At 64.1% G+C, this 16,130-nt stretch carries 6 protein-coding genes, 1 tRNA gene and 3 pseudogenes; 3 read left to right on the top strand and 7 right to left on the bottom strand.

Translation table 11 applies throughout. From position 1 onward, the window contains the following. Positions 1–2 precede the first annotated feature (2 nt). A pseudogene (fgd, locus tag G205_RS11990) lies at positions 3–1,024 on the bottom strand (glucose-6-phosphate dehydrogenase (coenzyme-F420)). A 1,208-nt stretch (positions 1,025–2,232) separates the two neighbouring features. On the opposite strand from fgd, the gene cofE reads away from it, so the two are divergent. Together cofE and cofD are read left to right on the top strand one after the other, a co-directional pair. Beyond that, positions 2,233–3,084, top strand: a complete 852-nt coding sequence (gene cofE, locus G205_RS11985) for a coenzyme F420-0:L-glutamate ligase (protein ID WP_009358193.1) — start codon at positions 2,233–2,235, stop codon at positions 3,082–3,084. A gap of 80 nt (positions 3,085–3,164) precedes the next feature. Further along, positions 3,165–4,100: a 2-phospho-L-lactate transferase gene (cofD, locus tag G205_RS11980; protein WP_009358192.1), complete on the top strand. Its 936-nt coding sequence runs from the start codon at positions 3,165–3,167 to the stop codon at positions 4,098–4,100. A 10-nt stretch (positions 4,101–4,110) separates the two neighbouring features. Here the strand turns inward: cofD and G205_RS21740 are convergent. From G205_RS21740 to G205_RS11970, 3 genes and pseudogenes are all read right to left on the bottom strand, one after another. Continuing rightward, positions 4,111–4,838: pseudogene (locus tag G205_RS21740) on the bottom strand (transposase family protein). A 492-nt stretch (positions 4,839–5,330) separates the two neighbouring features. Next, positions 5,331–6,287, bottom strand: coding sequence for a TIGR03619 family F420-dependent LLM class oxidoreductase (locus tag G205_RS11975; protein ID WP_009358191.1), 957 nt, complete (start codon positions 6,285–6,287; stop codon positions 5,331–5,333). A 1,112-nt stretch (positions 6,288–7,399) separates the two neighbouring features. Further along, a tRNA-Leu gene (locus G205_RS11970) sits at positions 7,400–7,481 on the bottom strand. Positions 7,482–7,683: 202 nt separating this feature from the next. Here G205_RS11970 and G205_RS11965 point away from each other — a divergent pair. Further along, positions 7,684–8,289 carry an ANTAR domain-containing response regulator gene (locus tag G205_RS11965; protein WP_009358190.1) on the top strand — a complete coding sequence of 202 codons (606 nt, stop codon included), beginning with the start codon at positions 7,684–7,686 and terminating at the stop codon, positions 8,287–8,289. A gap of 109 nt (positions 8,290–8,398) precedes the next feature. Here G205_RS11965 and pyk read toward each other — a convergent pair. The 3 genes and pseudogenes from pyk to gltB all read right to left on the bottom strand — a co-directional run bounded on the left by pyk (position 8,399) and on the right by gltB (position 15,967). Next, positions 8,399–9,888, bottom strand: a pseudogene (pyk, locus tag G205_RS11960) (pyruvate kinase). A 72-nt stretch (positions 9,889–9,960) separates the two neighbouring features. Further along, entirely contained in the window at positions 9,961–11,418 is a 1,458-nt protein-coding gene (locus tag G205_RS11955; RefSeq protein WP_009358188.1) for a glutamate synthase subunit beta, read from the bottom strand. Then, entirely contained in the window at positions 11,411–15,967 is a 4,557-nt protein-coding gene (gltB, locus tag G205_RS11950) for a glutamate synthase large subunit (RefSeq protein ID WP_009358187.1), read from the bottom strand. Before gltB ends, G205_RS11955 begins: the two co-directional genes overlap by 8 nt. Positions 15,968–16,130 lie beyond the last annotated feature (163 nt).

Here is a 16,130-nt window from a genome sequence, read left to right as displayed (position 1 = left end):
TTTCAAACACCGGAGCCGCCTGCGCCCAGTGCCCGCAGGCGCGGCATAAGGTGTTCAGCGAACTGGGACAGGAACCGTCGCTGGTCATGGCCCGGGGCGTGAAAGACCAGGTGATTGAACCCTGCCTCCACATAGGGCAGGACCTGGTCCCTGACCTGCTCCGGATCCGAAGCGACGATCCAGCGTTTGGCGACCTGTTCGATGGGCAGCGCGTCAGCCGCGGCGCCCATGGCCGCCGGATCTTCGAGGCCGGCTTTCTGCTCCGGGCTCAAGGACAGCGGCGCCCAGAACCGCGTGTTTTCCAGTGCCAGGGCGTAATCCGTGTCGAACGAGAGCTTGATCTCAATCATCTTCTCCACGCCGGCCTCATCCCGTCCGGCGGCCGCAGCACCCTCGTATACGGCCGGCAGCAACTTCTCCGTATAAAGGTCCATGCCCTTGCCGCTGGTGCAGATGAAGCCATCGCCGGCTGCGCCGGCGTACCGGGCCACCACTGGGCCGCCGGCGGCAATATAGACCGGAACGGGAGTTGCGGGACGGTCATAGACGGTCGCATTGACCGTGCGATAGTACTCGCCGTTGTAACTGACCCTGTCCTCGGTCCACAGCCGGCGCATCAGTTCCAGCGCTTCCCGGGCCCGGCCGAAGCGTTCCTTGAATGCCGGCCAGTCGGCCCCGGTGACGGCAACCTCGTTCAGCGCCTCACCGGTGCCCATGCCCAGGATGACCCGACCCGGATACAGGCAGCCCAAAGTAGCGAAGGCCTGCGCGACGACGGCCGGATTGTAGCGGAATGTGGGTGTGAGCACGCTGGTACCCATCACAATCCGGCTGGTACGTTCCCCCACGGCGGCCATCCAGGCCATCGCGAAGGGGGCATGACCGCCCTCGTGGCGCCACGGCTGGAAATGGTCCGAAACCATCACGGAATCGAGACCGATGTCCTCGGCAAGAACCGAATACTCGACCAAGGTCCTCGGTCGAATTGTTCCGCGGAGGCTTTATAGCCGATCCTGATGCTCATTTTGACTCCTCGTCGCATGCCTTGAAACGGTCAAATGCAGGAAAGACCTCTGCGTCGGGGAGGGTCTCCCACCTCGCGTCGTGGTGAACGGGCTGGCTAGCGAACCTAGCCACACTCCGGAACCATGTCGCAGGGCAGTCAGAGGCCCTACCACCGCGAACCCGACGAATTCCGCCCGAATCCTCACCCCGGCAAAGGCAGAGCCGTTTTCGCAGACTACCGACCTTGCGGTTCATACAAGTTCTCCTCAGTTCGTAACCCAGACCACAACGCAACATCGTTGCCGCGGATCGCCTCTTCTCACCGTCGAGTCACCGGACCGCCATGGTCCGGCAAGAACCCCGGCGAGGCGCACCAGCTCCGTCCGAGTTACTTGGTGCAAATGCAAGTAACTATGGGTGAGACGTATCACAAAGTCAAAATGTTTCGGCCAGTTACTGGTCGATCTCTATAAATACGCTGTGGCAGGGGTTTTCAGCCCAACGGAACACTTGCTCCGCCGCAAACGACATGCGAGGATGCCCGTGCCGAGTGCGCATCGTCGGCTAAAGCGTGGTTCTGGCTGTTCTTGGTCAACAAACCCCGAATCATGATCGGTGAAGTCCTACGTAACGCTTTTCAGCGGAGGGTAGCTCTGTGGAGGATCTGGAATCCGGGAACACCTTTTGTCGTGACTGTGCTGTTGAGGTGGGGGTATAGGTGACAGGTAAAGCAGCGCGTGAGACATTGGCCGACTTCGCGGTCGGTCCAGCCTCCTTGAGGGGTGTGATATGTGTGGACCCACTGGAGTGCTGGCGGTACCGGCCGCTCACCACGCTTGGATGGTTCATAGGCAACGGACCTTCGGCCGGTTTCGTCAAGAGCCACAACGGCGGGGAGGCGAGGAACGCCACCCCTACCGGCCGTCCCAGCATGGAAAACCCACAGGTTTGTCAAGTTTAGCGGAGAGGTTCCTAGTTCCGGTTCCTGATGGATGGATGCTCATGAGTGACACCTGGACGATTGTCGTGCCAGTCAAGGGCACGGCAGCCGCGAAGTCCCGGCGTGCGAGGGCGGTCGCCCCCGATGCAGTGGCTACCGCACTATAGGGAGGCTGCGTCGTGGTCGTCCGGACGATCGACTATGACCGCTGGTCAGCGGAGTCACGTGCGGTCGGGTAATGGTCAGGACACTCGAAAAATAGACGGCTGCGTCTGAAGGGACACGGAATGAACCAGAATAACTTCGATGGCTTAGAAGTGCGTAAAGCTGAGGAGCCGCCACAGCATGTCGCGGTCATTGGGATCGGTGGCATTGGCGAGATCGTGGCTGGCGATGACCTGGTGACCCTGATTGGGAACGCCGTGGAAGCGGAAATTTCCGCCGGGGATATCGTCGTTGTGACCAGCAAAATAGTCTCAAAGGCAGAAGGACGTTCTTTGCAGGCAGACAGCCGTGAGGATGCCATCACGGCCGAAACAGTACGATTGGTCGCCAGCAAACCACACCCCGGCGGCGTGACCCGAATCGTCCAGAATAAGTGGGGTTTGGTGCTCGCCGCCGCGGGCGTCGACGCGAGCAATACGCCTGACGGCACGGTACTACTTCTTCCGGAGGACCCGGACGCGTCAGCCCGAAAACTCTGCATCGGGCTGCGCCAGTTATTCGGTTTCGACTTGGGGGTGATCATCACTGACACTTTGGGCCGCCCCTGGCGCTTGGGGCAAACCGACCTTGCTATCGGCGCTGCGGGAATGGCTGTCACTCATGATTTGCGCGGTACACGAGACGATTTCGATAGGACCATGGATGTCACAGTTACAGCGGTAGCGGATGAAATAGCAGGGGCAGCTAATCTTGTTCTGGGCAAGACCTCGCGCCGACCGGTCGCAGTCGTCCACGGCATGGGCCACCTCATTCGGCCGATGCAGGAGCCCGGAGCTCAGACCCTAATTCGTCCTGCGGAAGACGACTTGTTCCGCCTCGGATCGGCAGAAGCACATTCAGAAGGATTCCAAGAGGGCTTCGAGGCAGGACGAAGGTCAACTGTTGAATCCTCGACTAACAGAAGGCAGAGCTAGCGCATGAAAGTCACAGTGCTCGCAGGTGGTGTGGGCGGGGCACGCTTCCTAAAAGGCTGCGCCACCATCTGCGTCAGGCGATGCCGGACGGCGCCGGCGGAACGACGGCAAAAATCACCGCAGTAGTCAACACCGGCGATGACATGTGGTTGACGGGCCTGAGGGTCTGTCCCGACCTGGACTCCGTGATGTATGCCCTCGCCGGCGTCAATGACGAATCGCGGGGCTGGGGTCGGAGCGGTGAAACGGAGCGCGTCAGTGCCGAGCTCACCGCTTATGGCGTTGGCTGGCCGTGGTTTACCCTCGGTGATCTGGATATCGGCACCCACATAACCCGCTCTCATCTGCTGCGCACGGGATTGGCGTTGAGCCACGTTACGCGGCAGCTGGCCTCCAGGTGGGATATCGGTATAGAGCTGCTGCCCATGAGCGATGAGGAAGTTGAAACCCAAGTCGTTTTGGATGGCCCTACTGCCGACGTGCCGGAGGTTGTGCACTTCGAGGAATGGTGGGTCCGATACCGCGCCCAGCGCCCGGCCCGCGAGTTCATACAGGCCGGGCTCACGGAAGCGGCCCCGGCGCCGGGCGTTCTGACAGCGATTTCCGCTGCCGACGTGGTCGTCTTGGCCCCGTCAAATCCCGTTGTGTCCGTCGGCACGATCATGAACGTTCCGGGTATCCGGGAAGGGATCCAAACAACACCGGCCCCGGTCGTGGGAATCTCGCCCATTATCTCCGGAGCTGCCGTGAGGGGCATGGCGGAGGCCTGCTTGGCCGCCGTCGGCGTTAGGACCGGCGCGGATGCCGTGGCCTTGCACTATGGTGCGCGTTCCGAGGGCGGCGTTTTGGATGCTTGGCTCATTGACAGCGCCGACGCGAGGCTTTCTGATCCTATCGCCCGTGCCGGAGTCCATCCGGTTGTCGTGCCGCTGTGGATGAACGATGTCCAGACCAGCGCCAATCTTGCAGCAGCCGTCTTAGATGCTGCTTCCACATTGTCAGCTGCAAAGTCCTAGGTGTGTTGACTTAGAGGTCGGTAACGCGGCTAATCGGAAGCTGATCTCTAAGTGAAGTGCGGTCTCGGTGGTGATTGTCGTGATGGAGCGAGTCGGCGAAAGCGGCAACACGCTCGGTTTCTGATTCATAGGGTTTGGTGTAGGCACATTCATCGAGCATGGAGCTCTTGTGCTTCGACTTTGCCGTTGGTGTGGGGCCTGTAGGGGCGGGAGCGGTAGCAGGAGCCGTTATCGGTCAGCACCCGTCTAAACACGATTCCGCAGGATTCAAAGTAGGCGTTGGCGCGCTCTCAGAATCCGGCCACGGTGTCCGTCTTCTCATCAATCAGGATTTCGCTTAGGCGAGCTGGGAGTGCTGATCTTGGTCCGGTTCGGGTCCGCGCCGGCCTTGTTCCATCTAGCCGCGGCCCGGCCGGTGACCCGGTGGCCGCCGTATCAGATCGGGCCGAACTTCTTGGAGTCCACGTGGACCAAATCCGCGAGTGGGGCGTGTTCGTCGCCCGGCGTATAACCCTGCCCCTGGCCCGGTCCAGCCAGGAAAGACGGACCACACGAACCAGGACAGCACCCGGTGCACCGTCGAAGGGGTGGATGCCCAGCAGAAAGGCGATCCGTGCCATACCCCACCGGCGGTTGACCTTGATCGCGGCACTGCACAGCGGCCAACCGTCCTCGACTATGCACCAGGCAAGCCCGGAGCATACCCTTCGGCATCTGGAGCGCCTTATCACGGGACACTGAAGACCTCCTTATGAATCGAAGTCTGAGACGAGCTCCACTCCATTCGAGGGCTTCTTGTGTCACTTAGCCACGGCGAGTGTCCCTGACGTCTGTGGACAATACACATGGGCGGCCGGCAGCAGGACTGCACGAGTATGCCGGCCCAGGCCCAGTTCCTTCGTCACCTGCGGTCAGACGTTGTACCTGAACCGCAGCCCCCGGACATCGGCACTAACGATCCGGGGCAGCGTGAACTCACCACCACCGCCTGAACGGTTGCTGACCGATATCACCGGACACCGCACCGTGGAGGGGAGCTCAGTCTCCTGGGCCGTACTCGGACGCCGTTCCAAGTCTGCGATGTCCTGCACTCCTTGACCACCGTCGGCAGGTGGTCAAGGAGCAGTACGGAGAGATGAAACGTGGGCCAACTCATGTCCCGGCGCGCCATCTGCACAGCGGCCGCCCGCGGCGAAACCGCTTGGTGAGTTGCACTTTATCCCGATCGGCTCAACCAGAGTAAGTTCGCCAGAAGGTATCGACGAGCTCCTTCATCGCCACCGCCATCTCCTCGTCGCCGATCACGCGACCCGTGGGGACATCCAGACCTGGCGGCGCCAACACGACATCGGTCACGCCGAGGTCTACCAGGCGCGCAGCCTCCTGTGCCGTGGCGAGCGCGTCGACTCCTCCGTCGGTCGATCGCACCACCTGGGTCCGGACGACAACACCGATGGAGGAAGCATCCCTCCCGGCTTCTTCCACATGACTGCGCATCGCGGGAATTGACGCGCCTAAATTCACTGCTTCGTCTCCCCACGGCAACCACGCCTGCCCATAGCGCGACAGGCGCCTCACTACTGCGGGATTGAGGGTGCCGCTGATCCAGATCGGCAAGGGCTTCTGAATCGGCTTGGGCATCATGTGCAGGTTCTCGAAGGCGAGGCCTTCGCTCTCGAAACTCGTCACGTTCTCGTCCCAAAACCGGCGGCAGATTTCCAGAGATTGGTCAAGCGCACGACCGCGCTTACCGAAGTCGAGCCCACAGGCCTCGTACTCCGCTCGCTGCCAGCCCACACCGACACCTAAATCCAATCGCCCGAGCGACAGGTAGTCTAGGGTCGCGGCGGTCTTGGCCAGGATCGCAGGCCGACGGAGGGGGGCCAGCAGGATAGTCGTGCCGAGCCGCACCCGAGTCGTTCTGGCAGCGGCCATCGCAAGAACCGTCATCGGCTCCAGCCAGAGCCCGTCAGGACTCGTTGGTTGGCGCCCACCTTCCGTACCACCAGTTGCGGGATTGCCGTACTCGCTGGTGTCGTCACCGTAGACCACGTGCTCTGAGACAACGACCCGATCGAAGCCTGCAGTCTCTGCGGCGTCGATCGCCGCCAGGAGCGATGAGACAGTCGGTGTTCGATCGCCCTCACCCCAAATGGGAAGGGCGATAGAGAGCATGGGAGTTTTCATCAGCTTCCTTTTTCTTGGTGCACGAACTTAGGACGAGGCGTTCCTTCGCCTGGTGACGTGCGTCTCAACGCGACCGATGTTATTGGAGGACCTCTCTACTATCAAGAGTTTCTGTAGAACATGCCTAGTATTAAGCAGTTCCAGGCAGCGAAAGAGCTCCTGGATTCCGACCCTCCTCAGGCCGGGAACGCGTCGATCCCTCGGCAGTGTCGGGCCCAGAGCCGCTAGATGATCGCGGCGACCCTGTGCCGGACGATCCGAATGAATTCGATGATTGCAGCTCCGAGTCCCGCGTGGGCAGCCAAACGACCTGCTGATCAACGCTGGGTGCGTCGCGATCCATTCTCCCTGCGTGGCGAGTCACCAGGCCCGTGGTGGAGCGGGCCATATGGACTGGCGAGGACAACACGGCAGCGCGCAGCTCGACCTTGTAACAAGCCACGATTGCGCCGACAAATGCTCTGCCTCGAACTGCATGGGAGGGGCACCCCCAAGGAAGCATCTCAACCGTTGAGGCCCGCCGTCCGAACGCGGACAAGCAACACCTGCGCACCCGCTGCGCCAACCCGTCTTGGTGGCGCGCGGCTTCGCCGACTGTGCCATCCAGTACACCACAACCTGACGTCCGGCTGTGGTTGCCGGGGCGTCAGCCTCTCAGTCGGTTTCGCCTTTTCCGACATGGACGCAAGGAATCGGGGCCAAACCTGATACTGGACGCGACGCTGCCGACCCCTGCATAAACCGGCCGTAAGTGTGGACACTGTCCACACAACCTTTGGCAGGACGAATGCCGGCGAATGTCTGCGCCTAGCCGCCTTGAAACTGCTTTGCAGGACGCCCTAGATCGAAACGGCCGCAATCATGTCGCTCCCGCTCCCCTGGACCATGGACAGGTGTTGGCCGAACCTGACCAATCAAAGAACCGGAACGAGGAAGCGCAAGAAAGCAGTCATAGCAGGCGGAGGCCCCACCAGCCAGAGTCCTGGACCCGCCACCCACACACCTGAATAGGCCACGGCCTGGCCAAAGCCCGCGACACAACCCGTCAGACGACGCGACCAAGCTTTGCACACACGTCAAAGCAAAAACCCCTCTGACGAGGGGATATGCCGTGCCCGAGGTGGGACTCGAACCCACACACCTTTCGATACCGCATTTTGAGTGCGGCGCGTCTGCCAATTCCGCCACTCGGGCGCGGAATACGTTGAGCAATAAAGTACGCCCACAGCTGACTGTGAGCAACGCGATCGCTTCACGTACGCGGAATTACTCTACATGCAGATAGGCTGAATTCCAGAATCGCGCCGCCGACGCCGCGGATGACCATGCAAGCCAAGTACAGCCGCGGTGGCACCTAAGATAGTGATGTCCCGCCGTACCTTTTCAAGGAGATCCCGTGACTGAACAAACGGAGTCCAAGCCCACGTCCCAGCCCGCGCGCCGCGTCATTGTTGCCGAAGATGAGACCCTCATCCGCCTCGACATCATTGAGATCCTGCGCGGCGAAGGTTACGACGTCGTGGGCGAGGCGGACAACGGCGAGAAGGCCGTCCAGCTCGCTGAGGAACTCAAGCCGGACCTGGTGCTGATGGACGTCAAGATGCCCGTCATGGACGGCATCTCCGCAGCAGAAAAGATCGTGAAGGCCCGCATCGCCCCCGTGGTGCTGCTGACCGCGTTCTCCCAGAAGGAACTCGTGGAGCGCGCCCGCGACGCCGGCGCCATGGCCTACGTGGTGAAGCCCTTCACTCCGGCAGACCTCATCCCGGCACTGGAGATCGCACTCTCCCGGCACGAGGAAATCAAGGCCCTCGAAAGCGAAGTTTCGGACCTGCAGGAGCAGTTCGCCACCCGCAAGCTCGTGGAGCGCGCCAAGAGCCTCCTCACCACCAAGATGGGCCTCACCGAGCCCGAAGCGTTCCGCTGGATCCAGAAGACCTCCATGGACCGCCGCCTGAGCATGCGCGAAGTCGCCGAGACCATCATCAACCAGGTCAACTGACGCTGGCGTCCCGGCAGGTAACGCTCGACGGCGTCCTGCCGGGTTCCAGCCCCAGGCACTAAAAGGACCCCTGCCAGCCCGGCAGGGGTCCTTTTCGTGGTCAGAAGGGCTAAGCCTTCTTCTTCTTTTCCGGCCAGGGGCCGAGCTTTTCCTTGTTGCTGAGGACGTCCCCCGCACGGGTGGAGTCGGCAAGGTCGCCCACCTTGTGCACCTTCAGGGAGTTGGTGGAACCGGCCTTTCCGGGAGGGGAACCGGCGGCGATAACCACCAGGTCACCGTCCTGCACCAGGCCCATTTCCTCGAGGCTGCGGTCAACCTGCGCGGTCATGGCATCGGTGTGGTCCACCATCTGCACCAGCACCGGCTGGATGCCCCAGGTCAGTGCCAGCTGGTTCCAGACCTGCTCCACCGGGGTGAACGCGAACACCGGCTTGATCGGGCGGAGGCGGGACAGGCGGCGGGCCGAGTCACCGGACTGCGTGAACGCACAGATGTACTTGGCGTCCAGCTGGTCGGCGATTTCGACGGCGGCACGGGTGATGGCGCCGCCACGGGTCTTGGGCTTGGTCCCCAGCGGGGGAACGCGCTCCAGGCCGTGGACCTCGGTGGACTCGATGATCCGGGCCATGGTCTTGACCGTATCGATCGGGTACTTGCCCACGCTGGTCTCACCGGACAGCATGACGGCGTCGGCACCATCCAGCACGGCGTTGGCGCAGTCGGAGGCCTCCGCACGGGTGGGGCGCGGGTTGTCGATCATGGACTCCAGGACCTGGGTGGCCACGATGACCGGCTTGGCCCAGCGGCGTGCCAGCTCGATGGCGCGCTTCTGCACGATCGGCACCTCCTCCAGCGGAAGCTCCACGCCGAGGTCGCCACGGGCCACCATGATCGCGTCGAACGCGTCGATGATCTCCGGCAGCTGCTCAACAGCCTGCGGCTTCTCGATCTTGGCGATGACCGGCACGCGTCGGCCTTCCTCGTCCATGATCTCGTGCACCCGGGTGATGTCCGAGGCGTCACGGACGAAGGACAGTGCCACCAGGTCCACGCCGCGGCGCATCGCCCAGCGCAGGTCCTCTTCATCCTTTTCGGACAGCGCCGGAACGTTGACGGCCACGCCGGGCAGGTTGATGCCCTTGTTGTTGGACACCATACCGCCGACAGTCACCTCAGCGACCACCTTGACGTCGTCGACGGCCACGGCGCGCAGGGCAACCTTGCCGTCGTCGATCAGCAGGGCGTCGCCCACGTTGACGTCCTCGGTGAGGCTCTTCAGCGTGGTGGAGCAGATGTCCTTGGTACCGGGAACATCCTCGGTGGTGATGGTGAACGTGTCACCAACGGCGAGGGCGTGCGGGCCGTCGACGAAACGGCCCAGGCGGATCTTGGGACCCTGGAGGTCGGCCATGATGGCCACGGCCTTGCCCAGGTCGCTGCAGCCTTGCGGACGTTTTCGTAGGTGTTGTCATGCACGGTGTAGTCGCCGTGGCTCATGTTCATCCGGGCGACGTCAACACCTGCTTCCAGCACCGCGAGGGTGTTTTCATAGCTGGCAATTGCGGGGCCGAAAGTAGCCACAATTTTTGCGCGTCTCATATACCTACCCTATTGGTCACTTGCATTGGTTAAGTTGTCGCGGGGGTGAACTTCTGCCCGCGGGGTGCAGCGCTAGAGGACGGCGATGGCGCGGTCCGTCGGCGCGACGGGAGCGGGAAGGATGGTGCTTCCCATCAGGTACTTGTCCACGGCGGCAGCCGCCGCACGACCCTCGGCGATGGCCCACACAATCAGCGACTGTCCGCGGCCGGCGTCGCCGGCCACGAACACGCCTTCGGTGTTGGTCATGTAGTAGCCGTCGCGTGCCACGTTGCCGCGGCCGTCGAACTCGGCGTTCACCTGTTCAGTGATGCCCGCCGGCTCCGCGCCGGTGAAGCCCAGCGACAGGAACACCAGGTCCGCGGGGATGATGCGTTCCGTGCCGGCCTTCGGCAGGCGCTTGCCGTCAACGAATTCAGTTTCAGCGACCTTGACGCCGGTCAGCTTGCCGTCCTCGCCCACGAATTCAACGGTGGAGGCGAGGTACGTGCGCTCACCGCCTTCCTCGTGGGCGCTGGCCACCTCGAACAGGGTGGGGAACGTCGGCCAGGGCTGGTGGCTGGCGCGCTCGGCCGGCGGCTGCTTGCCGATGGCGAGCGTGGTCACGGACGCAGCACCATGCCGGTGCGCAGTGCCGAGGCAGTCGGCGCCGGTGTCGCCGCCGCCGAGGATCACCACGTGCTTGCCCTGCGCATGGATCTGGTTTTCGATGGTCTCCCCCGCCACCGCGCGGTTGGCCGGCACAAGGTAGTCCATTGCGAAGTGGATGCCGTCCAGGTCGCGGCCCGGGATGGGCAGGTCGCGCGGAACAGTTGCGCCGGTGCACACCACGACGGCGTCGTAGCGTCGGCGCAGCTGCTCCCACGTCACGTCGGTGCCGACGGCGACGCCGGTCCGGAAGCGGGTGCCTTCCGCCTTCATCTGCTCGACGCGGCGGTCCACCTGCTCCTTTTCCATCTTGAAGTCGGGGATGCCGTACCGCAGCAGGCCGCCGATCTTGTCATCGCGTTCATATACGGCAACGGTGTGGCCCACGCGGGTGAGCTGCTGGGCCACGGCCAGGCCGGCAGGGCCGGAGCCGACGACGGCGACCGTCTTGCCGGTGAGGCGCGCCGGCGGCAGCGGGTGGACCCAGTTGTTGTCCCACGCTTCGTCGATGATGGAGACCTCAACCTGCTTGATGGTCACCGCGGGCTGGTTGATCCCCAGTACGCAGGACGCCTCGCAGGGTGCGGGGCACAGCCGGCCGGTGAACTCCGGGAAGTTGTTCGTGGCGTGCAGGCGCTCGATCGCTTCCTCGCCCTTGTCCCGCCATGTGAGGTCGTTCCACTCGGGAATCAGGTTGCCCAGCGGGCAGCCCTGGTGGCAGAACGGAACGCCGCAGTCCATGCAGCGGCCGGCCTGGGCCTTAAGGGTGCCCTTTTCCTGCGCTTCGTACACTTCCTTCCAGTCCATGATGCGGACGGGAACGGGACGGCGCGGCTGGGTTTCACGCTGGCGTACTTTCAGAAATCCGCGTGGATCAGCCACCGGTCACCTCCAGGATTCGAGACCATACTTCTTCGCCGTCCGGGTCAAGGCCCTCTTCGATGGCGTCGAGACGGGTTTGCAGCACTGCCGCGTAGTCGCGCGGCAGCACCTTGGTAATGCGGGCGGCGGTGTCATCGAAGTTTTCGAGGAGGCGCGCCGCCAGCTGGGAGTCAGTTTCTTCAACGTGCTTGACCAGCAGGCCGTGCACGATGTCGCGGTCCTCGGCGTCCAGCTCGCGGAGCTGTAGTTCGCCGGACTGCAGGGCGTCCTTGTTGACCTTGGCAGTATCCAGGTCCAGGACGTAGGCGGTGCCACCGGACATGCCGGCGCCGAAGTTGCGGCCGGTGCGGCCGATGATCAGCGTCTGGCCGCCGGTCATGTACTCGCAGCCGTGGTCGCCGATGCCTTCGACGACGGCGGTGGCACCGGAGTTGCGGACCAGGAACCGTTCGCCCACCTGGCCGCGCAGGAACATCTCGCCGCTGGTGGCGCCGTAACCGATGACGTTGCCGGCGATGACGTTGGTCTCCGCCTTGAACACATTGGTGCGGTCCGGGCGGACGATGATCCGGCCGCCGGAGAGGCCCTTGCCCACGTAGTCGTTCGAGTCGCCGTACAGCCGCAGGGTGATGCCTGCGGGCAGGAAGGCGCCCAGGGACTGGCCGGCGGTGCCGTTCAGCGTGACGTCGATGGTGTCCGTGGCGAGCACGTCGGTACCGAAGGTCTTGGTGACCACGTGGCCGAGCATTGTGCCCACGGAGCGGTCCGTGTTGATGACGTCCACGGTGATCTTCACCGGGCTGCGGTCCGTCAGGGCCTCGGTGGACATGGTGATCAGCCGCTGGTCGAAGTGCTTGTCCAGCTCGTGGTTCTGGCCGGTCATGTTGCGCAGCGGCGCGTCGTCGTCGAACTCGAGCCCGTGCAGGATCGGGTCCAGGTCCAGGCCGTCGGCCTTCCAGTGGTCGATCGCCTCACGGGTGTCCAGGACCTCGGCGTGGCCGATGGCCTCTTCCAGGCTGCGGAAGCCGAGCTCTGCCAGGATCTCGCGGACTTCCTCGGCAAGGAACTCGAAGAAGTTGACCACGAACTCGGGCTTGCCGCTGAACCGGGCACGGAGCTCCGGGTTCTGCGTTGCAACGCCCACCGGGCAGGTGTCCAGGTGGCAGACGCGCATCATGATGCAGCCTTCCACCACCAGCGGGGCGGTGGCGAAGCCGAACTCCTCGCCGCCCAGCAGGGCTGCGATCACAACGTCGCGGCCGGTCTTCAGCTGGCCGTCAACCTGCACCACCACGCGGTCGCGCAGGCCGTTGAGCATCAGGGTCTGCTGCGTCTCGGCGAGACCGAGCTCCCACGGAACACCGGCGTGCTTGAGCGAGTTCAGCGGCGAGGCGCCGGTTCCGCCGTCGTGGCCGGAGACAAGCACGACGTCGGCCTTCGCCTTGGTCACGCCGGACGCCACGGTGCCGATTCCGACTTCCGACACCAGCTTCACGTGCACCCGGGCCGAGGGGTTGGCACGCTTCGCATCGTAGATGAGCTGCGCGAGGTCCTCGATCGAGTAGATGTCGTGGTGCGGGGGCGGCGAAATGAGTCCGACGCCGGGGGTCGAGTGGCGGGTCCTGGCCACCCACGGGTAGACCTTCTGCGCCATCAGCTGGCCGCCTTCGCCGGGCTTGGCACCCTGGGCCATCTTGATCTGGATGTCGTCGGCGTTGGTCAGGTAGAGGCTGGTCACGCCGAAACGGCCGGAGGCGATCTGCTTGACGGCGGAGCGGCGCTCCGGATCCATCAGGCGGTCCACGTCTTCGCCGCCCTCACCGGTGTTGGACTTGCCGCCCAGCCGGTTCATGGCGATGGCCAGCGTCTCGTGTGCCTCCTGCGAGATGGAGCCGTAGCTCATCGCGCCGGTGGAGAACCGCTTGACGATGCTGGAGACGGGCTCCACTTCCTCGAGCGGAACCGCGGGCCGGTCGTTCTTGAACTTCAGCAGGCCGCGCAGCGTCATCAGGTTGGTGGACTGGTCGTCCACGCCCTTGGTGTACGCCTTGAAAATGTCGTAGCGGCGTTCGCGGGTAGCGTGCTGCAGCCGGAAGACCGTCTCCGGGTTGAACAGGTGCGGTTCGCCGTCGCGGCGCCACTGGTACTCGCCGCCGCCCAGCAGCGGACGGTGGGGCTGCTCGATGCCGCCCTCGGGGTACGCCATCTGGTGCCGTGCCGAGACCTCGGCGGCGATCACGTCCAGGCCCACGCCGCCCAGCTGCGAGTGGGTGCCGGCGAAGAACTCGTCCACCAGCTCCTGGCCGAGGCCAAGTGCCTCGAACGTCTGGGCGCCGGTGTAGGACGCCACAGTGGAGATGCCCATCTTGGACATGATCTTCAGGACGCCCTTGCCAAGGCCCTTGATCAGGTTGTAGACGCCGTCCTGCGGGGTGACGCCGGTGACGTCGCCGGCAGCGATCAGCTGCTCCACGGATTCCATGGCCAGGTACGGGTTCACGGCGGAGGCGCCGTAGCCGATGAGCACGGCCACGTGGTGCGTTTCGCGCACGTCGCCGGCCTCGACCACCAGGGCGGTCTTGGTGCGGTTGGCGCTGCGGAGCAGGTGGTGGTGAACGGCGCTGACCAGGAGCAGCGACGGGATGGGTGCCCACTGCGCGTTGGAGTCACGGTCCGAGAGCACGATGTACTGCACGCCGCGGTTGATCGCACCGGAAACCTGCTCGCAGATTTCGGTGAGCCGGGCGCGCAGGGCGTTTTCGCCGCCCTCGGGGCGGTAGAGGCCGCGGACCTTCATGGCCACGCGGTTGCCGTCGGCGTCCTCGATGTTGGCGATCTTGGCGAGCTGGTCGTTGTTGATCACGGGGAACGGCAGCTGGACCTGGGGCTGGCGGACCTGCTTGGTGTCCAGCAGGTTGCCGTTGGGGCCGATGGCGCAGGTCAGCGACGTGACCAACTCTTCGCGGATGGCGTCCAGCGGCGGGTTAGTGACCTGCGCGAAGGACTGCACGAAGTAGTCGAAGAGCAGCCGGGGGCGCTTGGACAGCACGGCCACGGGGGTGTCGGAGCCCATGGCGCCCAAGGGTTCGGCACCGGTGCGGGCCATCGGACCCAGCAGGATCTTCAGCTCCTCGGTGGTGTAGCCAAAGGTGCGCTGGCGGATGTTCACGGACGCGGCGGTGTGGACCACGTGCTCGCGCTCGGGAAGGTCGTTGAGGTCGATCAGGTTGTCCTTGACCCAGTCCGCCCACGGGTTGGCGGCGGCGACCTCTGCCTTGACCTCTTCGTCGTCGATGATGCGGCCGGCGTCGGTGTCCACCAGGAACATCTTGCCGGGCGACACGCGGCCCTTCTTGACCACCTTGGAGGGTTCGACGTCGATGACGCCCACCTCGGAGGCGAAGACGATCAGGCCGTCTTCGGTGATCCAGAAGCGGCCCGGGCGCAGACCGTTGCGGTCCAGGGTGGCGCCCACGAGGTTGCCGTCGGTGAAGGAGACGGCGGCGGGGCCGTCCCACGGCTCCATCAGCAGCGAGTGGTACTCGTAGAACGCGCGGCGGGCCGGATCCATGGTGGCGTGGTTCTCCCATGCCTCCGGGATCATCATCATGATCGCGTGCGTGATGGGTCGGCCGGAGAGCCACAGGAGTTCCGCCACCTCGTCGAAGGAGGCGGAGTCGGAGGCGCCGGGCGTGCAGATGGGGTACAGCTCTTCGGGCGAGTCGCCGAGCAGCGGGTTGGCCAGCTGGGACTGCCGTGCGCGCATCCAGTTGCGGTTGCCCTTGACCGTGTTGATTTCGCCGTTGTGGGCGATGGTGCGGAAGGGCTGCGCCAGTGGCCAGGACGGGAAGGTGTTGGTGGAGAAGCGCGAGTGGACGATGGCCAGCTTGGTCTTGAAGCGTTTGTCCGAGAGGTCCGGGTAGAACGGCTCCAGCTGGGCGGTGGTGAGCATGCCCTTGTACACGATGGTGCGCGAGGACAGCGACGGGAAGTAGACGCCGAACTTGTTCTGGGCGCGCTTGCGGATCCGCCAGGCGCGGGCATCAAGCTCGTTGCGGTCCAGTTCCTCACCCGTGGCGGATGCGAGGAAGGGCTGGGAGAAGTAGGGCATGCAGGCACGGGCCATGGCGCCCACCAGGTCGGCGACGACGGGCACTTCGCGCCAGCCAAGGACCTTCAGCCCCTCGTCCGCGGCGAGGCCCTCGATGCCGGCTTTCGCCGCATCGGCTTCGCGCTGTTCCGCAGGCAGGAACGCGGTGCCGGCCACGTACTGGCCGGGGGCGGGAAGTTCGAACTCGGTGACCGCCCGGAAGAACTCGTCCGGGATCTGCATCAGGAGGCCGGCGCCGTCACCGGTGCCCTCATCTGCGCCCACGGCACCGCGGTGCTCGAGGTTGCGCAGGGCGGTGAGTGCGGCGTCAACAATGTCGTACCCGGGCTCGCCGCGGAGGGTTGCGATGATCGCAAGGCCGCAGGCGTCCTTCTCCTGCTCGGGGTTGTAGAGCCCGGCGGCCTCCGGCAGGGCTGCGAAGCGCTTGAACGGCGACAAGGCAGCCTCGCTGATCCGGTTCGGACCAGCTGGGAGTGTGCAGAGTTTGGGTCATGGAAGACGTCCTTCCTCCTGATCGTGCGTATGGAAGGGACACCGTTGGCCCCACTCGTCAGGCCCCCAGATGATGGGCACAACAAAGTGTTACTTCATGGAAATTGTA

The sequence above is a fragment of the Arthrobacter nitrophenolicus genome (assembly GCF_000332815.1).
Taxonomy (GTDB): domain Bacteria; phylum Actinomycetota; class Actinomycetes; order Actinomycetales; family Micrococcaceae; genus Arthrobacter; species Arthrobacter nitrophenolicus.
Note: the sequence above shows the minus strand (reverse complement) of the source record. Positions and strands in the feature narration are given on the sequence as shown.